The organism is Novosphingobium sp. BL-S-33, assembly GCF_056857025.1.
Map to the genome: position 1 here is coordinate 2,050,327 of NZ_CM166475.1, position 24,049 is coordinate 2,074,375.

Consider the following 24,049-nt stretch of genomic DNA (forward strand, 5'->3'; position numbering starts at 1 on the left):
GCCGCGTCACTGATCGACGATACGGGTGTCGGCGATTGTCTCGGCAAAGCCGATGCCGAACAGCGTGGCCGGGGTCTGGAAGCCCGGTCGCGCCTCGCCGCCCACAACCCGCCGCGCTGCTTCTGCTGCCGCGATCGTCGTGAACGTATAGCCGTTTACGGTATCTAGCAGCGAACGAACCACGGTACCGTCCTCGCCGGTCACTTCCACCGCCGCCTGATAGCGATTGGCTTCGCGCTGTTCCAGCGTGGGGCCATCAGGCATCTGCGCCAGATCGCCCTCGGGGAAGGCGCCCTCCGACACATGGACGAACGTCTCGATGTTCGGGATGCCCGTGGCGCGCCAGATCGTGATAAGATCGGGCAGCGTTACCGGGAAAGATGTGGCCGGCCCCCTGCCGAAATCGAAGGTGCGGACCTCATCCGCATTGCGGCTGACCAGCGTGCCATCGACGCGCTGGAGTGTCTGCGCCGTCACATTCTCGCTGGCACTGATTGCCGACCCACGGGAAAAGCCGCCGGTGACGTGCAGCGCGATGCTGAGCTTGGAGGGAGCGGCGACGCGCTTCGCTGCGTGTCCCGCCAGTGATCCGAGCATCGCCACGCTTCCGCCGCTACCGGGCAACAGCATTACGCCGGCCGCCTGGGCCTCCGCATCCAGTGTCTCGGCAAGGCGGTAGCTGTCCATTTCGGCCGCGATGTCGAGATAGTGGACCTCGGCCGCCAGGCAAGCGCGCATCATTGGCTCGGCCGTATGCATGAAGGGACCCGCACAGTTCAGCAGCACGCCGATATCCACCATCGCTGCCTCAGCGGCGGCTCGGTCATCGACGGCGAACAGCCGATATTCGACGTTCAGTTCCGCGGCGAATAAGTTGAGCCTGCTTTCGTCCTTCACTCTTCCGGCGATGACGAAGTCGAGGCCGTGTGCCCTGGCGTTGATGGACGCCATGCGACCGGTGTAGCCGGCAGCGCCGTAAATCATCAATTTCGTCATATCAGTGCTGCCAGTTCTTGTAGGTGAATTCGAGGCTGTATCCGTCCGGGTCCAGCACGTTTGCGGCGTAATAGCGGGGATCGTAATGGAGCCGGGGGCCGGGCGGTCCGTTGTCGGTCGCACCCGCCGCGATGGCCGCGGCGTAGGCCGCATCCACCTCTGCGCGCGAACTGGCGATGAAGCCGACATGCGCGGCCCCGCCCTCGACGGAGCCCCGTCGAAGCCAGAAGGCCATCCGGTTGTCCTTGCCGAAACCTTTGAGGTCCGGGTGGCCCGGAGGGCCATCCTTCCCGTCGTAGTCGACCCGCTGCGTGATCCCCAGCGGCGCAAGTGCGGCGGTGTAAAAGGCGATCGAGCGATCGAGATCGCTGACCGACAGGAAGACGTGATCGAGCATGTGGCTCTCCCGTTCAGATGATGTAGCCGCCGGCGATTTCGATCGCCTGCGCATTGACCCAACGATTGTGGTCAGAGAACAGCCCCGCGATGACGCCGCCGACATCATCCGGTTCGCCAACGCGGCCGAGCGCGGTTTGCGCGGCCAGCACGGCTTCAAACTCGTCGTTGAGACCGCCGCCGAGCTGGGTGCGGATCGCGCCCGGTGAGATCGAATTGGCGCGGATGCCGCGATGCCCGAACTCCTTCGCCATGTAGCGGGTTAGAACCTCTAGCCCGCCCTTGAAGCTGGCATAGGGTGCGACACCGGTGGTTGCGATGCGCGTGGTTGCGCTTGCGACATTCACGATATGGCCGCCATCGGCCATGATCGGCAGCAACGTCTGCGTCAGGAAGAATGGCCCTTTGAGATGGACGGCGAACAGGCCGTCGAATTCCGCTTCCGTGACCGTCGCTATCGGATTGAAGACGCCATATCCGGCGTTGTTGACGAGGCCGTCGAAATCGTCTCGGTCCCAGCGAGCCTTCAGCGCCACCTGGACAGCATCACGGAAGGCGGGAAATGCCGACGTGTCTGCAACGTCAAGTTTCAGCGTGACGGCCTTGCCGCCATCCGCCTCGATATCGGCCGCGACCGCCTCGGCGCAAGCAGGGTTGCTGTTGTAGGTGAGGATGACCCCCATGCCTTCCTTCGCGCAGAGGCGAGCAGCGCTGGCACCGATGCCCCGGCTCCCACCGGTGACGATGACGATTTTCATTGGATAGCTCCTCACGATGTTGTCGAGCCTTGAACTACGCCGATGGGCTGGACGGCGCTTGCCGGATCCTCCTCGATCCATGCCTATTTCTGCTTTTGGGTTGGCCCGGTACGCTGCGCGTGAGATGATCGTGCTCATGAACACGAACCTGACCGAACTGCGACGCCTGGCCGCGCACGCCGAAAATCGGCGTACCGACACGGGCATCCCTCGGGTGGCGATGGTGCAGGGCGAGATCCCTGAACATCAGTTGGCAGCGGTCTATGATCCGATGATCAACCTCATTCTCACTGGATCGAAGACGATGACAGTCGGAGACCGCACACTGCGCTACGATCCGGCCACCTATTTCGTGATGTCGGTCGATCTGCCCGCCGTGGGCTCGGTTCATCCGGCAGAAACCGGCGAGCCCTATCTGGCAGTGAGCCTCACTCTGGAGCCGACGATTGTCGCAAATCTGCTGACGGATCTGCCCAAACCTGCTGGAGGCGATCTCTACAGCCCAGGTTTCTCGATTGCGCCGGTCACGGACGAACTGCTCGACGCCTGGGTCCGAATGTTACGCCTGATGGAGCATCCTGGCGACATCGCCGCGCTGGCTCCCGCTTATGAGCGCGAAATCCTCTACCGCGTCCTTCAGGGACCCCATGGCTGGATGCTGCGCGACATCGCTGCGCCCGGAACGGCGCTCTCGCGTGTCAGCATCGCCATCCAATGGATCCGCGAGAATTTCACCAAACCACTGAGAGTCGAGGCTCTTGCTGCGATGGCAGCGCTCAGCGTTTCTGCGTTTCACCGGCACTTCAAGGCGGTCACGGCGCTCAGCCCGCTTCAGTATCAGAAACGGATCCGGCTGCTTCACGCCCGATCGCTGTTAATCGCTGGAGAGGGAAACGCGACCTTGATTGCGTTTGGCGTAGGCTACGAAAGCCCCACCCAGTTCAGCCGGGAATACTCGCGCTATTTTGGACTGCCACCGTCTAAGGATTCATTGCAGATCGTGCACAGCGTCCACAAGACGATGGCCTAGCCGACGGCCGTCAGGCGCTCGTGGCATTTTGAGGTAGTGCGAGTGAAAGCATTCAGCCTTTGCATTCGTTCTAACTCGCGATAGGCGCGCGGCATGATGAACATTCCCTGGGACCAGCCTGCAACGCTGATCGATCTGGACGGCAAGACGCCGGTGATCGGATCGATGCTCGAATGCGTGATGCACTTCGCGCTCTTCAAGCCTTTCGCCAAGGAGCAGGCGCGCATCCTGCTGACGCGGCCCGTGTTTCGTGAAGGCCGCAAGACCCGCACCTGGGTTCTCAATCCCGACGAGATCCAGAAACTGGTCGAGCGCCTCAATGCCGAGAGGAAGGCGGCCCAGTAAGCGCGCGCGTTCAGGCCGTATCCCTCGCGCCAATCGTGGCGGACAGGGCGAGGATCGTGCGCGCGTGCCGCAAGGCCACGGCTTCACGGTCCGCGCCATAACCACCGCCCAGCGTACTCGCCAATGGAATGCCGCGCCGTTTCGCTTCTGCCGCCACGAAGCGATCGCGGTCCGCAAGGCCTTCGTCGGTCAGGGACAGTCGGCCAAGCTTGTCGTCCTTATGGGCATCGACCCCTGCCTGCAGCAGGACCAGTTCCGGCACGAAATGATCGAGGACCATGGGCAGCGATCCGGCCAGAGCTTCCAGATAGTCCGCATCGCCGGTTGCATCGGGTAGTGCGACATCCAACGAAGAGCGCGCCTTGCGTGTCGGGAAGTTCTTCTCGGCATGAATGGAAAGCGTGAAGATGTCGCTGCGCCCTGCGGTCAGGGCCGCAGTGCCATCGCCCTGATGCACGTCAAGATCGAGGATCAGGATGCGCGAGACGTTACCCTCCTCGATCAGCCTGTTGGCGGCGAGCGCCAGATCATTGAACACGCAATAGCCCGCGCCGGTATCGGCCAGGGCGTGGTGGCTGCCGCCGGCGGAATTTGCCGCATACCCGTGCTGCAGCGCCAGCTTCGCGGCCAGCCATGTTCCACCGGGGGAGAGCTGCGATCGCCGGGAGATACGCTCGTCGATCGCAAAACCGATCCGGCGCTGCTTGGCCACCGGCACCGCGCAATCGATGACTTCATTGACATAGGCCGGGTCGTGGACAGCCTCGAGCCATTCGCGCGGCATGACTTCGGGCGCATGGACCGTCATGGCTACGCCGCTTTCGCCCAGCGCCCGCATCACCAGCGCATACTTGTCATGCGGGAAAGTGCCCGTGCGTTCGGCTTCGACCACGTAACCGGGATGATGGACGATATGCAGCATGGCCTTGCAGGTAGAACGCCAAGACACACAGGTCGAGCAGCATTGCCGGGCGTAGGGATCTGACAATTTCAGTAGTGGGGCTTTCGCCATGGAAGGAGCAGGCCATGACCCTTGGCAGGTAAGGGGGAGGCATCGTTATCAGGCGAGAAGACTACGCCTGGCTGTGGCTCTCTGCGGGACTTTCGAAAGCATGGGCATAGCTGCCGGGTCCGGTGTTCGATTCAGCCATTTTCATGGCCGACCGATGGCCCAACCGGGAAGGCTGTCGGATGCATCGGAAATTAACGATGGTTTGTTGACGAAATTAATTGCATCGGATAATTCCGATGAATGGATATCGGTGATGCCCTCTCGATTCTCTCTGCCCTCGCGCACCCGACGCGCCTTGAAGCGTTCCGTCTGCTGATCCGGCACGAGCCTGAAGGTCTGACGACCGGCGCACTGGTCGAAGCTTCTGAACTGACGCAAAGCACATTCTCGACGCATCTGGCCGTGATGGCGAAGGCCGGGCTGGTGCTTTCCGAGAAGCGTGGTCGGCAACAAATCCAGCGGGCCAACCTGGACGCGCTGCGCGGACTGATGGTCTATCTGGCCAAGGATTGCTGCCAGGGGCGCGCCGAACTGTGCGAGCCGCTTCTGGCCCAACTTACCTGCTGCTGAAGAGGCAACGATGACGGATATCGTGATCTACCATAACCCGCTTTGCGGGACCTCTCGCAATGCCCTGGCCATGATCCGCAATGCAGGCATCGAACCTCATGTCGTCGAGTACCTGAAGACGCCGCCAAGCCGCGCGCTGCTGGTGGAACTCATCGAGCGGGCCGGTATCACTTCGCGCGCCCTGCTGCGCGAGAAGGGCACGCCTTATGCCGAACTGGGCCTCGGCGATGAGGCCTTGAGCGATGAGGTGCTGATCGATGCGATGATGGAGCATCCCGTGCTCATCAACCGTCCGCTGGTCGTGTCACCGTTGGGCGTTAAGCTCTGCCGGCCGTCCGAAGAAGTGCTGGATTTGCTGCCGGCCGGGCAACGCAGTACTTTCGTCAAGGAAGACGGCGAAGTCGTGGAAGGAACCCGGCGATGACTCTTTCGGTTCGCAGCGCAACGATCGACGATGGCCGGGCGATTGCCGCCGTCTACGCGTACCATGTCCTGCATGGTACGGCGACTTACGAAGTGGTACCGCCGACCGAGGCCGAGACCTTAGACAAGATACGGATGGTGACCGGCCGGAACTGGCCGTTCCTCGTCGCTTGCGATGGACCGGATTTGGTGGGCTATGCCTGCGCCACCCAGTTCCGCGATCGCCCCGCATACGCCTATGCCTGCGAGAACAGCATCTACGTGGCACACGACCGGCGCGGCGGCGGCATCGGCAAGCTGCTGCTCAAGGCCTTGCTGGAGGCCGCCGAAGCCTATGGCTTCCGGCAAATGGTCGCCGTCATTGGCGGTGCTGAACCGATGTCCGTTGCTCTGCACGATACTTGCGGTTTCGGGCATGTCGGCCGCCTGACCGGTATGGGTTGGAAGGCCGGACGCTGGCTCGACACGGTTTACATGCAGATCGCCTTGGGCGGCGGCACTGCGACTGCGCCTGCCACTTCCGGGAAGGACTGAGGACCTGCCAGCATCGCCTATTGGCTCAGTTGCCGTTTCGGTGCGGCGTGGTGCGTTGCCGGCCCTTCGGCCCTGATCGGTTCCTCCAATTTCTTCGAACGGGCTGTGGCCGCCGCCATCAGCCTCTTTGGCTTCAATTCCGGCGCTGTGCTGGCGACGGTCGGGGGCGTGCTGGTGGAAGTGCCGGCGATCCCGTCGATCGTCGCCTTGGTGAAGCGAACCCGCCCCTGGTACGAGAAAGGTATCCCTGCATGAGACTACGCGAACTCACCGCCCCCGATCATCTTCCTGCCTTGGACAAGGCCTTCGCGCTGGCGCGTCCCGCCAGCGGCCTTGGCCCGGACCAACCGCCGCCGCGCATCTTGCTGCTCTACGGCTCGCTGCGGGAACGCTCGTTTTCGCGCCTCGCCGTGGAAGAGGCGGCGCGCCTGCTGCAATTCTTCGGCGCCGAGACGCGGATCTTCGATCCTAGCGACCTGCCGCTGCCCGATCAGATAGCGGGAGACGACCACCCGGCCGTGCATGAACTGCGCGAGCATGCGCTTTGGTCGGAAGGCATGGTCTGGTGCAGCCCGGAGCGTCACGGCCAGATCAGCGGCATCATGAAGACGCAGATCGATCATCTGCCGCTACAGATACGCGGGATGCGGCCAACGCAGGGCCGCACGCTTGCAGTCATGCAGGTGTCCGGCGGCTCGCAATCCTTCAATGCCGTGAACTCGTTGCGCCTGCTGGGGCGCTGGATGCGGATGTTCACGATCCCCAACCAGTCTTCGGTGGCGATGGCCTACAAGGAGTTCGACGAGGATGGGCGGATGCGCGCATCGAGTTATTACGAGCGCATCGTCGATGTGATGGAAGAACTGGTGCGCTTCACGGTGCTGATGCGCCCGCACGCAGCGCAACTTGTCGACCGGTACTCGGAGCGCAAGGAAGCGGGAATTCCGGTCGATACTGCTGCCGATCGATAACGCGCCGATGTCGATCGTTCGTTTCGTCCTGTTTCTGCTTCGCGGGACCGTCGCGGGGTGAAGGAGCGACTTCTCCGGGCAACCAACGATGAGTGGATTCGTTAGGTCAGCACAGAGGAGAAAAACCATGAAAATCGTATTTGTCGCGGCGCTTGCTGCCGCGCTCGGGTCTTCTGTTGCCTATGCGCAATCGCACAATCCGGCGGTCAAGGATCCTACCGTCGCGACCACGAACCACGCTGCGAAGGGGCACAACTCCTTCACAGAAGACCAGGCTCGTGGGCGTATTGCCAAGGCCGGATACACGAACATCGGCAAGCTTGCGAAAAACGAAAATGGCATCTGGCAGGGCAAGGCCATGAAGCATGGCAAGTCCGTAACGGTCGCTCTTGATTACAAGGGTAACGTCACCGTTCACTGAACCTGACCAGCGCGGAGAATGATCATGACAAAGACAATCACTCGTCTCTTCGACAATTATGCGGATGCTGCAGAGGCAATCCGTGAGCTTGAAAGCATTGGCGTGCCCCGTGACGACATCAGTGTCATTGCCAACAATGTCCATGGCGAACATGTCCATGAGGGCGTGACTGAGGGCGGGGCGGTCGCCGCAGGCACGTCCGCCGGTGCGGTGCTGGGCGGTGCCGGCGGCGTCCTGGCAGGTCTGGGAATGCTCGCCATTCCCGGGCTGGGTCCGATCGTCGCAGCGGGCTGGTTGGCTGCTGCCGCTGTCGGCGCAGGCGTGGGTGCGGTTGGCGGTGCGGCAGCGGGCGGCATTGTCGGCGCGCTCAAGCATGCGGGACACTCGGATGAGGAAGCGCAGATATATTCCGAGGGCGTAAGGCGCGGCGGGGTACTGCTGAGTGCAAAGGTGAACGACGCGGAGGTCGCTCGGGCCAATGCCGCAGTCGATACGGTGGGTTCCGTCGATATCGCGGCGCGCGGCGCCCGCTACCGAGAGTCCGGTTGGACCCGCTTCGACGAGAATGCTCCTGCCTATTCGGCCGAAGAGGTTGAGCAGGAGAGGGTGCGCTACGGACTGACGCCCCGGTACTGATCGGCCCCAGTCGCGCCCACATAGCGCATTCATCTTCCAGTCTGACGGCAGCTCGCTTCGCGGAGAGGCGAGCTGCCGATGCTATGTGCCCAGCGTAGGCGCGTGCATGCCGGTCAGCACATTTGAACGTATCGTCATTCTGGGGCTCGGGCACGACGAGGCGAGGGGGCGCAGGGGAACGGCGACGCAGGCGGAACGCTTCATTAGACAGGTTCGCCGGCCGTTTCGGCTTCGGCTGCCCTTTCCTCAGGAGTTGTCGCAATGTCTTCCCCGAAGGACGATCGCACCCCAGCCGCCGATAACGCACGCGAAGCCATCCGTCCCGGCAGCGGTCGGAATGAACCCCGTGAGAGTGCTGGAAATGGCGGCGAACTGCACCAGGAGGTCGCCAGCGCAAGCAGCGATCCCGCGGCATTTCTGACCGACAATTTCGGGCATCGCATTGCGGATAACCAGAACAGCCTGCGTGCGGGAGAGCGTGGCCCGTCGCTGCTGGAAGATTTCGTTCTGCGCGAGAAGATCTTCCATTTCGACCATGAGCGTATTCCCGAACGCATCGTCCACGCGCGTGGGTCCGGGGCGCACGGCGTGTTCGAGTGCACGCGCGCCATTCCTGAAATCACCAAGGCATCGATCTTCCAGAAGAAGGGCGCGACATGCCCGGTCTTCGTCCGTTTCTCGACCGTCGCCGGCGGCGCGGGGTCGGTCGACACGCCTCGCGATGTGCGTGGTTTCGCGGTCAAATTCTACACCGAGACGGGCAACTGGGACTTGGTGGGCAACAACATCCCGGTCTTCTTCATCCAGGATGCCATCAAGTTCCCGGATCTGGTCCATTCGGTGAAGATGGAGGCGGATCGCGGCTATCCGCAAGCCGCATCGGCGCACGATACCTTCTGGGACTTCGTCTCGCTGATGCCGGAATCGCTGCACATGATCATGTGGGCCATGTCCGACCGGGCGATTCCCCGTTCCTTTCGAATGATGGAAGGTTTCGGCGTGCACACCTTCCGCTTCGTCAACGAAAGCGGAGAGGGCAAGTTCGTCAAGTTTCATTGGCGGCCTGTACTGGGCATGGAATCGCTGGTCTGGGACGAGGCGGTGAAGATCGCCGGTGCCGATCCCGATTTCCACCGGCGCGACTTGTTCGAAGCGATTGCCGGTGGCGGGTTCCCCGCGTGGGATCTGGGCGTGCAGGTCTTCGACGAGGAATGGGCCGCTAGGCAGCCTTACGACGTGCTCGATGCGACGAAGCTGATCCCTGAAGAGGAAATTCCGCTGCAAGTGGTCGGCAGGCTCACGCTCGACCGCAATGTCGACAATTTCTTCGCCGAAACCGAGCAAGTGGCCTTCTTGCCCAGCAACGTGATCCCCGGCATCGATTTCACCAACGATCCGCTGTTGCAAGGCCGCCTGTTCTCTTATCTGGACACCCAGAAATCGCGGCTGGGTACAACCAACTTCCACCAGATTCCTATCAACGCGCCCAAGTGCCCGTTCCACAATTTCCAGCGCGACGGCATGATGCAGACCCTGGTGCCCACCGGCCGCGCCAATTACGAGCCGAACAGTCTGGCGCAAGCGGGAGAGGATGCCGGCCCCCGCGCGTGCCCGGACACTGGTTTCGTCAGCTTCCCCGAAAATGCCGAACGTAACGACCCGGCCGAAAAGCTGCGCATCCGCGCGGAGCTGTTTGCCGATCATTACAGTCAGGCTGCGCTGTTCTATCACTCGCAGACCGAAAATGAGCAGGCGCACATCGCCTCGGCCATCGTCTTCGAACTGTCGAAAGTTGCTATCCCGCATATTCGCGAGCGCGTGGTCGCCCGCCTGCGCAACGTCGACGAGGATCTGGCGAAGCGCGTGGCCGCAGGATTGGCTATCGATCTGCCCAAAAAAGCCAAGGCGGCCCGCGAGCCGGTGACAATGAAACCATCGGACGCCCTTTCGATCCAGAAGAAAGCGCTCGATACGCTGGAGGGGCGCAAGATCGGCATTCTGTTCGCCGAAGGATCGGACAAGGCCGCGATCGATGCTCTCAAGGCGCAAATAGAGAAAGCGGGCGGGACGGCGTTTCTAGTCGCGCCGAAGGTCGGCGGGATCGCCGTAAAGGGCGGCACGCTGAAGGCCGATGGCCAGTTGGCCGGTTCGCCATCGGTCGTGTTCGATGCCGTCGCCTCGATCCTGATGCCGGAGGCGGCAGAGAAATTGGCAGCGCAAGGCGCAGCCGTGCAATGGTTCATGGACGCTTACGGCCACTGCAAGACGATTGCCCATTGCCCCGGCACGCAAGTGATCCTGGACAAGGCCGGCGTCGAGAAGGATGACGGCGTCGTGCCGGTGGAGGATTTCGCCAAAGTCGGTGCGAAGCGGCACTGGGCGCGCGAAGCGCAACTGCGCGATCTGGCGTGAGCGCTGCCATTCCCCTCACCGAAGCGCGCGATCTGCGGACCGGCAGAGTGCCATGGCGCGAAAGTGACTGGCGCTCTCCACCTGCTTCTCCGCTGCCCACCTCGGACGTCGATATCGCGATCCTTGGCAGCGGGATCATGGGCTCCATCCTCGCCGAGAGGCTGGCGCGCGGCGGCCGAACGGTTGCCCTATGCGATCGGCGCCCGCCGGCGACCGGCAGCACCGCCGCTTCCACCGCCCAGATCATGTGGGCCATGGACGTGCCGCTGATCTCGCTTGCGCGCGAGCTGGGCGAAGAGGAAGCGGCAATTCGCTGGCGGCGCGTATTCGCCGCAGTCGAGCGTTTCGGCACGCATCTCGATGGGCTGGACGCATCGCTGAAGATCGATGGCCCCACCGTATATCTGGCTGGCGGACTGCTCGATTCCGGCGGCCTTGAAGCCGAGGCGGGGCTTCACCGGCAGCACGGCCTCCCGTCCGAGTTTCTCCCTGCGGAGGCGGTGGCGGAACGTTTCGGCATAGCGCCGCGGGCGGGGATCGTTTCGACCGGCACTTATGCCATCGACCCGGTTCGAACCTGTCACGCCCTGCTGGTACGCGCGCAGGCGCATGGATCTACGTTGAGCTATCCCGTGGACATTGTAGCCCTTCATCCCTCCATGCGGGGCGTCGAATTGGAAACGGCGGAAGGTCACAGGTTCACGGCAAGGGACGTGATCCTTGCCACCGGATACGAACGAGCAAGGCTGTTCCTGCCGCCGGCCTTCTCTCTGCTCTCCACTTACGTCATCGCCACAAGACCCGGCGTCGCGCCGCTATGGGCCGAAGATGCGATGATCTGGGAAGCGAACGATCCCTATCTCTATGTCCGCTCATGCAGCGAGGGCCGGATCATTGCCGGAGGCGAGGACGTGGACTTTTCCCAGGCCGAAACGCGGGACGATCTGCTGGACGCCAAGGCAGGCAAGATTGCGGCACGGCTCGCCGCCACGCTGGGATGCGAACAGATCGACTGGGATTGCGCCTGGACGGCTACCTTCGGCAGTTCCCCGGATGGGCTGCCTGCAATCGGTCCCGTGCAATCGATGGAGCACGTCTGGATAGCCGCGGGTTTCGGCGGCAATGGCATCGCCTTTGCGGCGCTCGCGGCCGAACTGCTCGAAGCCGCGCTGGACGGAAATCGGGATCGGGATGAGCGGTGTTTCGATCCCTATCGCTTTCGGGGGTGAGCCAGCGTCCTGTCCTAATCCATCTCCCCGAGATGCAGACGCATCCATTTCGCTTCCTCGCTCGCGCTGCGATGGAAATGGCGCTTGAAATCCCGGCTGAACTGGGCCGGGCTGGCATAGCCGACTTCAGCGGCAATCGTGGCAATCGATCCTTTGCGCCGCGCAATCATCAGCCGGGCCTCATGCAGACGCAGGGCCTTGATGTACTGGATCGGCGTGTTGCCGGTGAGCGCCTTGAAATCGGCGTGATAGGACGGAACGCTCATGCCGGCCGATGCGGCAAGCTGCGGCACGGATAACCCTTCGTTGTAGCGTTCGCGAATGAGGGTCAGGCTCTGAACGATCCGGTCTGCTTTGTCATGGCGACGAAGCGCTGCCATCACCGAACCGCCCTGAGGACCCACCAGCACGCGGTAATGCAACTCGCGCAGCAGACCCGGGCCGAGAATGGCGAGTTCCTCCGCATCCCCAAGGGCGCGAAGCAAGCGACCGAGGACATCCCTGATCGGCGGTGCCATCGGGCTTGAGACAAGACTGCGAGCCCGCACTTTGTCCTCGCGGCCAGCCTTTCCATCGAGCGCGGTCACGATCTCGGCGGCAAGATGCAGGTCGAAATCGAGATAGATGGCGAGCAGGGGGCGTTCGGGACTGGCCTGCGAGGCCATCCGGAACGGCACGGGAACCGAGACGGCAAGGTAATGGTCGGCATCGTAGCGGTAGATCTCGCCATTGACGAAGCCCTGCTTGGACCCTTGCAGCACGAAGACCGCCCCGGGCCTGTAGAGTACGGGCACGTCTTCGAGGATCGCTTCGGACCGCAGAATGCGGACGCCGGGCAAAGGCGTGGCGTTATAGCCGTGCTGCGGCGCGAGTTCGGCGGCAAGCGCGGGTAACGTAGACTGCGTGGACGGCGATTCCATAGGATTGGGCAAGGATCTCAGAGGAAGCGCAATTGGGGCTGCTCCGGCAACATACTATCTGACAAGCCGTAAATCCGATCAAGCAGAGAACAGCTATGCCAGAGCAGACTTTTTTCATCACAGGCGCCAACTCCGGTTTCGGTTTCGCCATTGCGCAAGCCGCGCTGGCGGCCGGTCACCGGGTGATTGGCTCGGTCCGCTCGCACGAGGCCGGGGCATCGCTGCGGGAGCGTTTGCCGGACGCGCGCGTGGTCCTGTGCGATGTCACCGATTTCGAGCGAATTCCCGCGATCGTCGCGGAGGCCGAGGAAGAGCATGGCCCGGTCGACGTGCTGATCAACAACGCCGGCTATGGACACGAAGGGATACTGGAGGAATCGCCGCTAGAGGAAATGCGCCGCCAGTTCGATGTGAATGTCTTCGGTGCGGTCGCTGTCGCCAAGGCATTCCTGCCGCGCTTCCGCAAGCGCCGCCGCGGGTTCATCGTGAACGTGACATCGATGGGCGGCATGATCACGATGCCGGGCATAGGCTACTACTGCGGCAGCAAGTTTGCGCTGCAGGGTATTTCGGAAGTCATGCGTGCGGAAATGGCGCCTTTCGGGGTGCACGTGACGACGCTGTGTCCCGGCTCGTTTCGTACCGACTGGGCCGGGCGCTCGATGGTCAGGACCGTTCGCTCGATTGGCGACTACGACGCGCTGTTCGACCCAATCAGGACGGCGCGGCACGAGAAAGATGGCAAGCAACTGGGCGATCCCGCGAAGCTTGCTGCGGCAGTGCTTGCGCTTGTCGCGTCGGACGCTCCGCCGCCGCAACTGCTGCTGGGTAGCGATGCATTGCGACTGGTTCGCGAGCGCATGGACAGGATGGACCGCGAGATTGCGGATTGGGAGGAGTTGACCCGATCTACAGACGGCTGATGGAAATCGGCACAACCAATCGCTCTGTGCCTCCGCCTGCCCTTGCGATGCCGACACAGCGGCGATCACGGCGTGCGCACGGCCTTGCCCTTCCTCAGCCCGAGCTTAACGATCAATCCTGCCTCCGCCATCGTCGTCCCGAGCGATTGCGCGACGGCGCGGTTCAACAAAGTTCGCGCCGCCTGCATGGGCTTCCACTCCGCAAGTGCTCTGCCCGCCGCATCGACCGCCACCCCGGCGTGCATCAATGTGCTCGTATCGCGATAGCAGGACATGATGCAGGCCGTGCAAGGGCTGCGATCGTCGGGCATGTGATCGAACTCGAACACCGATCCCAGCGGCGCATGCCAGGCCTCACACCGCCAGATGTCGAGGTTCCAGTCCATGTAGAAATACTTGAACCCGCCGACGCAGGCGAACCTTTCCGGCTTTCCCATTACATGGCGCTGGATATCCCGGACCGACGCTGTGGGATTGAGGACGGGGAAGCGCTTCTTGACCTCCAGGATCGCATCGAGCGCGGCGAGCAGTTCCGCCTCGCTGTAATCCACCAGGTCGCTGTCTTCATCATAGACTAGGCTGCTTGAACCGAACGGATCCTTGCGCGGATAGGAGAACGTGACCGCATCGAACCCCAACTGGCGCAAGGTGTCGGGAAGCGCAGCGAAATCGACCAGCTTGTTGACGGTGACCGAGGCCATCACCGGCACGCCCCTGGCCTTGAGCTGCGCGATACCGCGCGCGATCCGGTCGGTCAGGTTGCGCAGGCCCCGATTGGCCTCGTGCGCTGCAAGATCATGGCTGTCGATCGAGACCAGCAGATTTTGCAGTCCCGCCTTGGCCAGCGCTTCTGCCTTCTCGGGTAGTTTCCAGCCATTGGTGATGAGGCTGGGTTTCATGCCGATGGCGCGGGCCGCCGCGACCATCTCGATCATGCGGGGGTGAAGCAGCGGCTCGCCGCCCTGGAAGTTGATATAGGCAATTCCGCGCCGCTTCAGGATTGGCAGGGCGCGCAGCACGCCGTCCGCATCGACGAACCGGCGCGGCACCCGCTTCATCTTCGAGCGCGCAAAGCCGCAGAAGCTGCAATCGGCATTGCAATAGTCGGTTACCGACAGGTCTACGATTCCCGGAATGAAGCGCGCGCCGGGGCGGACCGGCTCGGGCGAGAGGGTGGCGGGAGCGTCCATGGCTCAGGCCGTCCTCTTGCGCTCGCGCAGGAAGTCGAAGAATTCCACCCCCTCGCGCAAGCGGCGTTTCATCATGTCGAAGTCCCGCACCATCTCGCCCACCAGCGAGGCGATCTTGCCCGAGCGGAAATAGAACTTCCTGTAAAACTCCTCGACCGAGTGAAAGATCTCCCGATGCTCCAGATGCGGATAGTGCAGCGGTGCGATCTGCACGCCGTGCGCATCCACCAGCTCGGCATTGTCGGTGTCGAGCCAACCATTCTCCAATGCCTGGTTGTACAGGAAAGTGCCGGGATAGGGCGCCGCAAGGCTCACCTGGATGGTATGGGGATTGATCCGCCGGGCCCACTCGATCGTCTGCTGGATCGTCTCCCGCGTCTCGCCGGGCAGACCCAGGATGAAAGTGCCGTGGATCGTGATGCCGAGAGCGTGGCAGTCACGCGTAAACTTCTCCGCGACCTCGATCCGCATGCCTTTCTTGATATTATGGAGGATCTGCTGGTTGCCGCTCTCATAGCCGACGAGCAGCAGCCTCAGACCATTGTCCTTCAATATCTTCAGTGTTTCGTACGGAACGTTGGCCTTGGCATTGCACGACCAGGTGACACCGAGCTTGCCCAGCTCGCGCGCGATTGCCTCTGCGCGCGGTGCGTCGTCGGTGAAGGTGTCGTCGTCGAAGAAGAACTCTTTCACTTGCGGGAAGGCCTTTTGCGCCCAGCGTATTTCCTCGATCACATGCCTGACCGAGCGGGTGCGATAGCGATGGCCGCCCACGGTCTGCGGCCAGAGGCAGAAGGTGCACCGGCTTTTGCAGCCGCGGCCGGTATAGAGTGAGATATAGGGGTGCTTGAGGTAGCCGATGAAGTAATCTTCGATGTGCAGGTCGCGTTTGTAGACTGGCGTCACGAAGGGAAGGTCGTCCATCGTTTCCAGCATCGGGCGGTCTTCGTTGTGGACGATGGTGCCGTTCTGAAGCCAGGACAGGCCCTTGATCGCGTTCCAGTCGCGTCCTTCGGCAACTTCCTTGATCGTGAAATCGAACTCGTTGCGGGCGACGAAATCGACGGCACCTCCGGCATCGCGCAGGCTCTTCTCCGCCTCCACCGCCATTTTGGCACCGATGAAGCCAACTTTGAGCGAGGGCACCAGATCCTTGAGCGCGCGCGCCGTCGCCACGTCCGACGCAAAGCTCGGCACCGAGGTATGGATGATGGCGAAGTCCGCTCCGCGCGCTTCGGCCAGCACGCTGTCCAGCTTGAGCCGGGCGGGCGGCGCGTCGATCAGCTTGCTGTCATCGACCAGCGCTGCCGGTTGCGCCAGCCATGTCGGATACCAGAAGCTGCGAATTTCGCGCTTTGCCTGATAGCGCGAACCTGCGCCGCCATCGAAACCATCGAAGGAAGGCGCTTGAAGGAATAGGGCGCGTGCCATGTGCCACCTCCACATTCGCACCCTCGACCGTGCAAGATACCGTTACCACCGCGGGGACGGCAATATGGGATACTTATCGGTGGGATTATTGGTTCTTTTAACGCGATAAGCGGTGACGAAATGAGACCGCAGCGGGAGGCCTGCCACACGAGGAGATTGGCCCGGATTTCTTCGAGGTGGACGACGCCTTGGGGAAAAGGAGCGCCGAAATATCGTCTACCACTACGCTCTGTTCGGTCAGTAATTGGATCGCAGTCAGTATTTCTTCGTGTTCTAGGCTCAGGAGATAGCTGATGGGGGCGAATTTGAGCGCATACGTGCTCTGGTATGTCATTCGAAGTATTTTTTCGGCATCGCACGTGACCCCCTTATTATATCCCGGATGCGTGCCTATATACCATTCATCGCGGATGGGTTCTCTGTAGGCACCCGCGACTGAGAGACCGATTGCGCTCCCGCTTACGACGTGGAGCCATTTTTTTGGACCTCAATCGGCTATACTTCGCGCACCAGCTTGCATCGATGCGAGCGGATTCGGCCATCGATGCCGCAGTGCGCACGAAACACCGGCAACTCGCTCAAAACTGGGGACACCAAATCGAAGATTACCAGCTCAGGCTCGGTGCGGCCGCCGCGTGCAGTTGGACTGCACTGCGCGCCGCGGCGCTCCTTCATTCGCGCCCGGGACATGCATCCAATCCGATCTCAAAGGATCAATAAATGGCAAAGAGCCAAAAAAAGAGCAGCAGGGAAATCCGCAAACCCAAGAAGCCTGCTCCCCCTAAGCCGAACGCATCCAATCCGTCGGCAAAGGGTCCCATATCGCTTCAGCCAGAAAAGCGATCCTAGGCCGTCCTCCCGCGCAGATCGGCAATCGCGTATGCGGGCCGGTCTCCGATTGAGAGTTTCGCCAGGCCTGCGCTTACCAAGAGGGGCATCGCCATGCTCCGCTTGTGCCTTCCCCCGTATCCTGTGACAATTTTGGGACTGCCGCTATGAGCCGAGCTATGAATCTGACTCTCGACGAAGCCGAAGTAGTGGCCCTTTGCGAGAAATTTGCCGTTACCATCAGCGTGACCGAACCGCTTCCGACCGGAGGTACGCACCTGGTGTGCGTTCGGGAGGAAGGCGCCGAACTGATGCGTGTAAAATTCAAGAACCACCTCGTGGCAGGGCCCGTGCGGCGGTTTCCCTTCTATCGTGACAGAGGGCCCTGGTAGTTCGATAAGAACGTCCGTGCGATCTGCGCTTCCGACCGGGACTGGCGGGCGCGCGCCCTTGAATCGCCGCAGGTACTGCCCATATGCGGGCATTGGCACTCTTTGGTAAAGACTGCCAATCGCAAGGCGTAGCGCTGGCTCCACTTGTGAAAGCGACGCCCTCGTCGCGGCCCAGCGACAGGATCGCTCCCCATGACATTTCGCCCTTTGCACGACCGCGTTCTCGTGCGCCGGCTCGAAGCGCCCGAGAAGACCTCCGGCGGCATCATCATTCCCGACAATGCGCGGGAAAAGCCCCAGGAGGGTGAAGTCGTCGCCGTGGGCGCGGGCACGCTCACGGAAAACGGCGCTGTCATCGCTCTGGACGTCAAGGCCGGTGACAGAATTCTATTCGGCAAATGGTCCGGCACCGAGATCAAGATCGAAGGCGAGGATCTCATCATCATGAAGGACAGCGACGTGCTTGGCATTCTGGACTGAGTTGTTTGCGGGCCGGCGCTTCCGGCGAAGCCAAACATCTCCATGTTGAAGGATACCGAGCATGCCAGCCAAAGACGTAAGATTCTCGCGCGATATCCGTGAAGCTCTCAGCCGCGGTGTCGATACGCTCGCCAATGCCGTGAAAGTGACGCTGGGCCCCAAGGGGCGCAACGTCCTGCTGGACAAGAGCTACGGCGCGCCGCGCATCACCAAGGACGGCGTTGCCGTCGCCAAGGAAATCGACCTTTCGGACAAGTTCGAGAACATGGGCGCGCAGCTGCTGCGCACCGTCGCCTCGCGAACGAACGACCACGCCGGAGACGGCACGACCACGGCCACTGTCCTTGCGCAGGCGATCGTTCTCGAAGGCATGAAGTCCGTGGCTGCGCAGGCCAATCCCATTGACCTTAAGCGGGGTATCGACCGTGCGGTGAAAGCCGTGGTCGCCGAACTGAAGGCGCGGTCCAAGCCCGTGGCGGGAACGCAGGAGATCGAGCAGGTCGGAACCATCTCGGCCAATGGCGATGACGTGGTCGGCCGCAAGATCGCCGAGGCCATGGAAAAAGTCGGCAAGGAAGGCGTCATCTCGATCGAGGAAGCCTCGGGCGTCGAATTCGAGCTTGCCGTCGTCGAAGGCATGCAGTTCGACCGGGGTTATCTTTCGCCCTACTTCGTCACCAATGCCGAGAAGCTCACGGTGGAACTGAGCGACCCGTACATCCTCCTGTGCGATAATAAGCTGGCGGGGCTGGCCTCGATCCTCCCCTTGCTGGAAGCGGTCGTCCAGTCCCAACGGCCACTGCTGATCATTGCCGAAGACGTGGAGGGCGAAACGCTGGCCACGCTCGTCGTAAACCGGCTGCGCGGCAGTCTGCATGTCGCGGCGGTCAAAGCTCCGGGCTTCGGCGATCGCCGCAAGGCCATGCTTGAGGATATCGCGGTTCTGACGGGCGGCGAGATCGTCTCCGAAGACCTTGGGACCAAGCTCGAAAACGTCACGCTGGACATGCTGGGCAGTGCCAAGAAAGTGACGATCGACAAGGATACCACAACCATAGTGGACGGCGCGGGCACGGCCGATGCGATCAAGGCGCGCATCGCGACGATCCAGGCCCAGATCGCGCTTGCCACCAGCGAATACGATCAGGAGAAGCTGCAGGAACGGCTGGCCAAGCTTGCTGGCGGCGTTGCGATCATCAAGGTCGGCGGATCGAGCGAACTCGAAGTGAAAGAGCGCAAGGACCGCGTGGAAGACGCCCTCTACGCGACGCGGGCAGCTGTGGAGGAAGGTGTCGTTCCCGGCGGGGGTACGGCGCTGCTCTATGCCTCAAAGGTGTTGAACGACCTCAAGGGCGAGAACGACGACCAGACCCGCGGCATCGAAATCGTTCGTCGCGCCTTGCGGGCACCGGTTCGCCAGATTGCGGAAAATGCCGGTTACGATGGCGGTGTGGTCGCCGGGCGGCTGCTTGACGGCGGTGACGAAAATATGGGGTTCAACGCCCAGACCGAGACATACGAGAACCTGTTCCAGGCTGGCGTCATCGATCCCACGAAGGTCGCGCGCTGCGCCATTCAGGTTGCTGCCTCGGTCGCGGGAATGGTGATCACCACAGAAGCCGGCATCGCCGATCTGGTCGAAGCGAGCGCCTCGGCCTCCTGATCGACATCGTCGAAGAAGTGCTGCCGGACCTTCGCCTGTTGCGCGCCGCAGCATGCCTTGCGTCCGGCAGTATGCCTTGCTTCCGGGGTGACCGTAGCGTCGTGGCCGTTTCCAACACCTCAGGGCGAAAACAAAATTGGTGCGGCGTGGTCTTCGGAAAGGGAATTGAGATTTCACGATTCTCGGATGAACTCTATTGATTTCAGAGCTTTACGGGTTGTGCATGTTAAAGAGCCAGTGCACGTTGCGTGTGAATCGGTTTCCGACCGCAAAAGCGAGAGGTTTACCGTCGTGCAGGAGCATTCGTGAATCGCGACCGGCTTATATTGGCGCTTATGGCAATGATATTCTGCGTCAGCTCCGCCAAAGCGGGACCACTCGATCCACCGAGTCCTGAAGTGTTTGCCCGTCCAGAGGATCAGGAGCGCGCAAGATTGTTGGGTACGCCTTGCACAGAGGCCGATGTCGGACACGGATGCTACCGTTCCAGCGATCGCTTAGTTCGAGAAGCGCCTTGTGCCTATCATATTGATGATTCGACGATAGGTCTCTTGCCGGTCGACCAATGCTTCAAGATGGAAGCGCCGCGCCGATATCGAGGCGTTTGGATTGATGAATTTGAAGGTCAGGCGTTTATTCCAGAAGGGGAGAAAGCGCCCGAATGGCCGGGTTCCGGCCCGGAGACGCCAGGTTGGCGTGAGAAATTTGAGCGAGTTCGTGCCTCCTCGATCTGGATTGATGTCGAGCATGCAGGAATTGGGCATGACTACAGAAATGGCCGCCGAGAAATGCTTATTGAGTTCGTTGGGCGAAAAACCATGTATCCGGGGGCGTATGGCCAATTCGGATTGTTCAGGAATGAGATTGTTGTTGATCGCGTGATTTCGCTGAAAAAAGCTGAATGAACGGACCGATGTGGGTGTGGCGGCGCGGCTAGTTGTCTTCGTCGGATCTTCGTCAACTGGTGGCGATCTCAGGTTTGACCGTCTCGAACAGGCGCTTGATTTCACCAATCACGAACGTGAGGGCAGGTGAGGGGGCCCCATAACTGCGCCGCACGAGTACGGCCGAGAGAGGCTCGTGCGCCTGCTCGTCCAGTTCGAGCGCGACGATATGGCCTTGCGCGATTTCGCTTTCGACAACTTTGGGTGAGGCGAACCAGACGAGGTCCGTCTGCTTTACCACTTCGCCGACGATATGGTCGTTGTTGCAGACGAACAGGCCTGCGTGGCCGGACGGCATGGGAATGCGCGAGCCACAGGCAACCGTGAAGCGGTAGATATCTTCAGCGCATAGCGCTTGCCTGGCCAATGGATGGTCCCGTCGCACCAGGATGCCGCGATCAAGATTGCACAACGATTCCACCATCAGGTCGGCGGCATCCATGTTGAAATCGGTAATCAGCGCCGCGTCCACGCGATCGGCGCGGACATCTTCCAGCAGTTGTTCGGATGAGCGGATCTCGACCTGTAAATCCAGCCGAGGCCGGGAATTCAGGACAGATGCCGCCAGCTTCGCAAGAAAGATACTGGCAGGCTGCGGGCCGACGCCGAGCTTGACCCTGCCTGCCTCGCCGCGCCCGTAAATCCGAAGATTGTTTTCCAATTCGCGTGCATGCGCGATCAGCTCCCGCATCTCGGCAAGGATGGTTGTGCCCTGGCCGGTTATCGATACGCCGCTGCGCCCGCGTTCGAATATCGTCACTCCGAATTGCTGCTCGGTGCGGGCGATGCTGCGGCTGAGCGCAGGCTGCGTCAGCCGCAATGCCCGGGCGGCCTTGGAAAAGCTGAGGCAATCGGCAACGGCAATCACATGGCGCAGTTTGGTCAGATCGATATCCATTACCATGGGTTATCAATTTGGCATTCCTTATGCATTAGAAATTGAATCCCGCTCTGCTAGTTGTGGGGCACCGCACACCGGTCCACCGGAGACGCGTTCGCCTTTTCTCGCATTCCAGCATCCGGCCATTCGTCTGGCATCCGGTCGCGCTTGGCCGCGCCTCGGCGTGAGCCGTAGTCGCTTGCGCCCTTGGCACGCACCGGACCCGCGAACGCCTTCAGGGGAGCAACCATGATCCTTCGCCGCCGCCTCTTGCTAACCGCTTCGCTAACCGTGGCGGGCCTGACACCCGTGACGGGTGCCTGGGCGCAATCCGCGCCGTCTCCAATTCCCGGTACGCCCGTGCCTGCTTCGTCTGTTCCGGTCACAGCCCCGACGCTTGTCCAGAAGCCGGCACCAAAGGGCGCGCCCAATATCCTGATTGTGCTGCTGGACGATGTCGGATTCGGAGCGGCCTCGACATTTGGCGGGCCGGCGCAGACTGCTGCGCTCGATGCGCTTGCGCACGACGGCCTGCGGTTCAATCGCTTCCATACCGCAGGCATCTGTTCGCCGAGCCGCGCAGCGCTGCTGACGGGGCGAAACCCCCATGCCACAGGCATCGGCGCGGTCATGAATACGGCCGACGGGCGGCCGGGCTATAGCGGCTATCATGGCAAGGACACCGCGACGATCGCCGAAATCCTCCGCGAGAACGGCTACAGTACGGCGGCATTCGGCAAGTGGCACCAGACGCCGGACTGGGAAATGTCACCCTCGGGCCCGTTCGACCGCTGGCCGACCGGCGAGGGATTCGAATCCTTCTATGGCTTCATCGGGGGTGAGACGAACGAGTTCGAGCCGACGCTGTTCAACGGGACGACGCCCACCATGCGTCCGGCCGGCACGGGCTATCACCTGAGCGAAGACCTCGCCGCGCATTCCATCGACTGGTTGCGCCGCGAGCATTCGGTGACGCCCGACAAGCCCTTCTTCCTCTATCTGGCGACGGGCGGCATTCATGCCCCGATCCAGGTACCGAAGCCATGGATCGATCGTTATCGCGGTCAGTTCGATCAAGGCTGGGACAAGCTGCGCGAGGAAATCTTCGCGCGCGAAAAGCGTCTTGGCGTCATTCCGAAAGACGCCAGGCTGACGCCGCGTCCTGCCGAACTTCCGGCATGGGACAGCCTCAGCGCCGAGGAGAAGGCGTTCTCCTCACGGTTGATGGAAGCCTATGCCGCCTATCTTGCCCATACCGACGCGCAAGTCGGCAAGGTGGTTCAGGCATTGAAGGACAGCGGTCAGTACGACAACACCGTCATCGTCTATCTCGTGGGCGACAACGGCGCGAGCATGGAGGGGGGCACGGCGGGATCGCTCAGCTATCTGCGCGGCCTGATCGGGTTCCCCGCACCGCCGGTCACCGATGCCCGGCTGGAAGATATCGGCACGCGCAATGCCTATGCCCATGTCAATGCAGCCTGGGCCTGGGCCACGGACACACCGTTTCCGTGGGGTAAGTCGATGGCGGGGCATCTTGGCGCCATTCGCAATCCGATGGTCATTACCTGGCCCAACGGCATCAAGGACAAAGGCGGGCTTCGCAGTCAGTTCGGGCACATCAACGATGTGGTCCCGACGCTTCTCGACATCGTTGGAATCGAGGCGCCGAAGAGCGTGGATGGCATTGCGCAAAAGCCGATGAACGGCGTGAGCCTTCGCTATACGTTCGATGCGCCCAAAGCTGCCGAACGGCACAATACACAGTACTTCGAGGTGTTCGGACGCCGCTCCATCTATCATGACGGATGGTTCGCCATGGCCAACCACGGGCCCGTGCCCTGGAAAGTGGCACTTCAGGACACCGACCCGGCCAAGGATGTTTGGCAGCTCTACGACCTGCGCAGCGACTTTTCGGAATCGACCGACCTTGCCGCCAAAGAGCCGGCCCGACTGGAGGACATGAAGCGGCTTTTCGAACAGGAGGCGGCTGCCAACCAGGTCCTTCCGATATCCGGCCCAAAGCTGTTCGGGCGCGGCCTTCCCGATCTGGCGGCGGGCGTCAAACAGGCAACTTTCCATGCCGGCGCGGTGGGAATACCTGAGACGGCCTTGCCCAAGGTTCAGAATCGGTCCTGGGGCATTTCGGCAACCTTGCGGACGGATCCGACAGCTCAGGGCGTCGTCGCGGCGGTGGGAGGCGAATCCGCCGGATGGACGATCTTCGTGGATGCCGGCCACCATGCGGTGTTCCGCTATCGCGCCTATGATCTGCAGACGCTCGACCTGCGAAGCGCGGCGCCGCTCTCCGCCGGGCAGCATCGGATCGATGTCGACATTGCCTACCAAGGCCAGGGCTTTGCAAGCGGTGCGGATGTCACGCTCAATATCGATGGGCACAGGGAGGATGCGGGCAAGCTGAGAATGACGTTGCCAACCTATTTTACCATCGATGAGACATTCGATGTCGGGATCGACCGCGGTTCTCCGGTGGGCGACTATCCCGCGGATGCGGCCCCCGGCTACGCCTTTGCCGGAGGCGCGATAGGCGAAGTTACAATCTCGCAGAAGTGAACATTGGCCTTGCCAAAAGGGGCCGCCGCACCATGTCGGCGGCCCCGTTCCAGGAGCGGCGAACCAAGGCGCGAGCGACCGGGCGACGCTT

23 protein-coding genes and 1 pseudogene are annotated in these 24,049 nt (G+C 61.9%); 16 read left to right on the top strand and 8 right to left on the bottom strand.

Features of this window, described 5'->3' with window-relative positions; translation table 11 throughout:
• Nucleotides 1-6: 6 nt before the first annotated feature.
• The 3 genes from AC1VVM_RS25475 to AC1VVM_RS25485 are packed head-to-tail and all read right to left on the bottom strand — an operon-like array spanning nucleotide 7 to nucleotide 2,150.
• Complete coding sequence (locus AC1VVM_RS25475; protein WP_482956944.1) at nucleotides 7-996, bottom strand: saccharopine dehydrogenase family protein; 990 nt, start codon at nucleotides 994-996, stop codon at nucleotides 7-9.
• Between the two features lies 1 nt (nucleotide 997).
• Nucleotides 998-1,393, bottom strand: a complete 396-nt coding sequence (locus AC1VVM_RS25480; RefSeq protein WP_482906500.1) for a VOC family protein — start codon at nucleotides 1,391-1,393, stop codon at nucleotides 998-1,000.
• A 13-nt stretch (nucleotides 1,394-1,406) separates the two neighbouring features.
• Nucleotides 1,407-2,150 (bottom strand): SDR family NAD(P)-dependent oxidoreductase, encoded by a 744-nt coding sequence (locus AC1VVM_RS25485; RefSeq protein WP_482906501.1) that lies wholly within the window; start codon nucleotides 2,148-2,150, stop codon nucleotides 1,407-1,409.
• Between the two features lie 136 nt (nucleotides 2,151-2,286).
• Here AC1VVM_RS25485 and AC1VVM_RS25490 point away from each other — a divergent pair, with 136 nt between their 5' ends.
• Together AC1VVM_RS25490 and AC1VVM_RS25495 are read left to right on the top strand one after the other, a co-directional pair.
• On the top strand, nucleotides 2,287-3,180 hold the full coding sequence (locus AC1VVM_RS25490) for an AraC family transcriptional regulator (protein ID WP_482906502.1): 894 nt from the start codon (nucleotides 2,287-2,289) through the stop codon (nucleotides 3,178-3,180).
• 93 nt (nucleotides 3,181-3,273) lie between these two features.
• Nucleotides 3,274-3,525 (top strand): hypothetical protein, encoded by a 252-nt coding sequence (locus tag AC1VVM_RS25495; RefSeq protein ID WP_132385828.1) that lies wholly within the window; start codon nucleotides 3,274-3,276, stop codon nucleotides 3,523-3,525.
• 10 nt (nucleotides 3,526-3,535) lie between these two features.
• On the opposite strand, the gene AC1VVM_RS25500 is transcribed toward AC1VVM_RS25495, so the two are convergent.
• On the bottom strand, nucleotides 3,536-4,447 hold the full coding sequence (locus AC1VVM_RS25500) for a histone deacetylase family protein (protein ID WP_482906503.1): 912 nt from the start codon (nucleotides 4,445-4,447) through the stop codon (nucleotides 3,536-3,538).
• Nucleotides 4,448-4,777: 330 nt separating this feature from the next.
• Here AC1VVM_RS25500 and AC1VVM_RS25505 point away from each other — a divergent pair, with 330 nt between their 5' ends.
• From AC1VVM_RS25505 to AC1VVM_RS25545, 9 genes and pseudogenes are all read left to right on the top strand, one after another.
• Entirely contained in the window at nucleotides 4,778-5,107 is a 330-nt protein-coding gene (locus tag AC1VVM_RS25505) for an ArsR/SmtB family transcription factor (protein WP_482906504.1), read from the top strand.
• 10 nt (nucleotides 5,108-5,117) lie between these two features.
• A complete protein-coding gene (gene arsC, locus AC1VVM_RS25510) occupies nucleotides 5,118-5,531 on the top strand; it encodes an arsenate reductase (glutaredoxin) (RefSeq protein ID WP_482906505.1) in 414 nt (137 codons plus the stop codon).
• The gene (locus tag AC1VVM_RS25515; protein WP_482956945.1) at nucleotides 5,528-6,064 is read left to right on the top strand and encodes a GNAT family N-acetyltransferase; all 537 of its coding nucleotides are present in this window, start codon (nucleotides 5,528-5,530) and stop codon (nucleotides 6,062-6,064) included. The genes arsC and AC1VVM_RS25515 overlap by 4 nt, the downstream gene beginning before the upstream one ends.
• A gap of 6 nt (nucleotides 6,065-6,070) precedes the next feature.
• Nucleotides 6,071-6,319, top strand: a pseudogene (locus tag AC1VVM_RS25520) (arsenic resistance protein); the annotation flags it as partial.
• Complete coding sequence (arsH, locus tag AC1VVM_RS25525; RefSeq protein WP_482956946.1) at nucleotides 6,316-7,035, top strand: arsenical resistance protein ArsH; 720 nt, start codon at nucleotides 6,316-6,318, stop codon at nucleotides 7,033-7,035. The pseudogene AC1VVM_RS25520 and the gene arsH, both read left to right, overlap by 4 nt.
• Nucleotides 7,036-7,162: 127 nt before the next feature.
• Entirely contained in the window at nucleotides 7,163-7,456 is a 294-nt protein-coding gene (locus AC1VVM_RS25530; RefSeq protein WP_482956947.1) for a hypothetical protein, read from the top strand.
• A 24-nt stretch (nucleotides 7,457-7,480) separates the two neighbouring features.
• Entirely contained in the window at nucleotides 7,481-8,092 is a 612-nt protein-coding gene (locus AC1VVM_RS25535) for a general stress protein (protein ID WP_482906508.1), read from the top strand.
• A 261-nt stretch (nucleotides 8,093-8,353) separates the two neighbouring features.
• Nucleotides 8,354-10,504: a catalase gene (locus tag AC1VVM_RS25540; protein ID WP_482956948.1), complete on the top strand. Its 2,151-nt coding sequence runs from the start codon at nucleotides 8,354-8,356 to the stop codon at nucleotides 10,502-10,504.
• Complete coding sequence (locus AC1VVM_RS25545) at nucleotides 10,501-11,733, top strand: NAD(P)/FAD-dependent oxidoreductase (protein WP_482956949.1); 1,233 nt, start codon at nucleotides 10,501-10,503, stop codon at nucleotides 11,731-11,733. The genes AC1VVM_RS25540 and AC1VVM_RS25545 overlap by 4 nt, the downstream gene beginning before the upstream one ends.
• A gap of 14 nt (nucleotides 11,734-11,747) precedes the next feature.
• Here the strand turns inward: AC1VVM_RS25545 and AC1VVM_RS25550 are convergent, their stop codons facing one another.
• A complete protein-coding gene (locus AC1VVM_RS25550) occupies nucleotides 11,748-12,653 on the bottom strand; it encodes an AraC family transcriptional regulator (protein ID WP_482906511.1) in 906 nt (301 codons plus the stop codon).
• Nucleotides 12,654-12,748: 95 nt separating this feature from the next.
• On the opposite strand from AC1VVM_RS25550, the gene AC1VVM_RS25555 reads away from it, so the two are divergent.
• Complete coding sequence (locus AC1VVM_RS25555) at nucleotides 12,749-13,576, top strand: oxidoreductase (RefSeq protein WP_482906512.1); 828 nt, start codon at nucleotides 12,749-12,751, stop codon at nucleotides 13,574-13,576.
• A 65-nt stretch (nucleotides 13,577-13,641) separates the two neighbouring features.
• On the opposite strand, the gene AC1VVM_RS25560 is transcribed toward AC1VVM_RS25555, so the two are convergent.
• On the bottom strand, nucleotides 13,642-14,766 hold the full coding sequence (locus AC1VVM_RS25560; RefSeq protein WP_482906513.1) for a radical SAM protein: 1,125 nt from the start codon (nucleotides 14,764-14,766) through the stop codon (nucleotides 13,642-13,644).
• Between the two features lie 3 nt (nucleotides 14,767-14,769).
• Complete coding sequence (gene hpnJ, locus AC1VVM_RS25565; protein WP_482956950.1) at nucleotides 14,770-16,197, bottom strand: hopanoid biosynthesis associated radical SAM protein HpnJ; 1,428 nt, start codon at nucleotides 16,195-16,197, stop codon at nucleotides 14,770-14,772.
• Nucleotides 16,198-17,609: 1,412 nt separating this feature from the next.
• On the opposite strand from hpnJ, the gene groES reads away from it, so the two are divergent.
• From groES to AC1VVM_RS25580, 3 genes are all read left to right on the top strand, one after another.
• Nucleotides 17,610-17,897 carry a co-chaperone GroES gene (gene groES / locus AC1VVM_RS25570; protein WP_482906515.1) on the top strand — a complete coding sequence of 96 codons (288 nt, stop codon included), beginning with the start codon at nucleotides 17,610-17,612 and terminating at the stop codon, nucleotides 17,895-17,897.
• A gap of 61 nt (nucleotides 17,898-17,958) precedes the next feature.
• Entirely contained in the window at nucleotides 17,959-19,560 is a 1,602-nt protein-coding gene (groL, locus tag AC1VVM_RS25575) for a chaperonin GroEL (protein ID WP_482956951.1), read from the top strand.
• Nucleotides 19,561-19,865: 305 nt separating this feature from the next.
• Nucleotides 19,866-20,465, top strand: a complete 600-nt coding sequence (locus AC1VVM_RS25580) for a hypothetical protein (protein WP_482906517.1) — start codon at nucleotides 19,866-19,868, stop codon at nucleotides 20,463-20,465.
• A gap of 52 nt (nucleotides 20,466-20,517) precedes the next feature.
• Here the strand turns inward: AC1VVM_RS25580 and AC1VVM_RS25585 are convergent, their stop codons facing one another.
• Nucleotides 20,518-21,402 (bottom strand): LysR family transcriptional regulator, encoded by an 885-nt coding sequence (locus tag AC1VVM_RS25585; RefSeq protein WP_482906518.1) that lies wholly within the window; start codon nucleotides 21,400-21,402, stop codon nucleotides 20,518-20,520.
• 231 nt (nucleotides 21,403-21,633) lie between these two features.
• Between AC1VVM_RS25585 and AC1VVM_RS25590 the strand changes: the two genes are divergently transcribed.
• Nucleotides 21,634-23,958 carry an arylsulfatase gene (locus tag AC1VVM_RS25590; RefSeq protein ID WP_482956952.1) on the top strand — a complete coding sequence of 775 codons (2,325 nt, stop codon included), beginning with the start codon at nucleotides 21,634-21,636 and terminating at the stop codon, nucleotides 23,956-23,958.
• Nucleotides 23,959-24,049 lie beyond the last annotated feature (91 nt).

Bases quoted from the DNA above. Each gene is read 5' to 3' on its own strand.
- AC1VVM_RS25475 (WP_482956944.1), bottom strand. From the start codon at position 996: ATGACGAAATTGATGATTTACGGCGCTGCCGGCTACACCGGTCGCATG.
- AC1VVM_RS25480 (WP_482906500.1), bottom strand. From the start codon at position 1,393: ATGCTCGATCACGTCTTCCTGTCGGTCAGCGATCTCGATCGCTCGATC.
- AC1VVM_RS25485 (WP_482906501.1), bottom strand. From the start codon at position 2,150: ATGAAAATCGTCATCGTCACCGGTGGGAGCCGGGGCATCGGTGCCAGC.
- AC1VVM_RS25490 (WP_482906502.1), top strand. From the start codon at position 2,287: ATGAACACGAACCTGACCGAACTGCGACGCCTGGCCGCGCACGCCGAA.
- AC1VVM_RS25495 (WP_132385828.1), top strand. From the start codon at position 3,274: ATGATGAACATTCCCTGGGACCAGCCTGCAACGCTGATCGATCTGGAC.
- AC1VVM_RS25500 (WP_482906503.1), bottom strand. From the start codon at position 4,447: ATGCTGCATATCGTCCATCATCCCGGTTACGTGGTCGAAGCCGAACGC.
- AC1VVM_RS25505 (WP_482906504.1), top strand. From the start codon at position 4,778: ATGGATATCGGTGATGCCCTCTCGATTCTCTCTGCCCTCGCGCACCCG.
- arsC (WP_482906505.1), top strand. From the start codon at position 5,118: ATGACGGATATCGTGATCTACCATAACCCGCTTTGCGGGACCTCTCGC.
- AC1VVM_RS25515 (WP_482956945.1), top strand. From the start codon at position 5,528: ATGACTCTTTCGGTTCGCAGCGCAACGATCGACGATGGCCGGGCGATT.
- arsH (WP_482956946.1), top strand. From the start codon at position 6,316: ATGAGACTACGCGAACTCACCGCCCCCGATCATCTTCCTGCCTTGGAC.
- AC1VVM_RS25530 (WP_482956947.1), top strand. From the start codon at position 7,163: ATGAAAATCGTATTTGTCGCGGCGCTTGCTGCCGCGCTCGGGTCTTCT.
- AC1VVM_RS25535 (WP_482906508.1), top strand. From the start codon at position 7,481: ATGACAAAGACAATCACTCGTCTCTTCGACAATTATGCGGATGCTGCA.
- AC1VVM_RS25540 (WP_482956948.1), top strand. From the start codon at position 8,354: ATGTCTTCCCCGAAGGACGATCGCACCCCAGCCGCCGATAACGCACGC.
- AC1VVM_RS25550 (WP_482906511.1), bottom strand. From the start codon at position 12,653: ATGGAATCGCCGTCCACGCAGTCTACGTTACCCGCGCTTGCCGCCGAA.
- AC1VVM_RS25555 (WP_482906512.1), top strand. From the start codon at position 12,749: ATGCCAGAGCAGACTTTTTTCATCACAGGCGCCAACTCCGGTTTCGGT.
- AC1VVM_RS25560 (WP_482906513.1), bottom strand. From the start codon at position 14,766: ATGGACGCTCCCGCCACCCTCTCGCCCGAGCCGGTCCGCCCCGGCGCG.
- hpnJ (WP_482956950.1), bottom strand. From the start codon at position 16,197: ATGGCACGCGCCCTATTCCTTCAAGCGCCTTCCTTCGATGGTTTCGAT.
- groES (WP_482906515.1), top strand. From the start codon at position 17,610: ATGACATTTCGCCCTTTGCACGACCGCGTTCTCGTGCGCCGGCTCGAA.
- groL (WP_482956951.1), top strand. From the start codon at position 17,959: ATGCCAGCCAAAGACGTAAGATTCTCGCGCGATATCCGTGAAGCTCTC.
- AC1VVM_RS25585 (WP_482906518.1), bottom strand. From the start codon at position 21,402: ATGGATATCGATCTGACCAAACTGCGCCATGTGATTGCCGTTGCCGAT.
- AC1VVM_RS25590 (WP_482956952.1), top strand. From the start codon at position 21,634: ATGATCCTTCGCCGCCGCCTCTTGCTAACCGCTTCGCTAACCGTGGCG.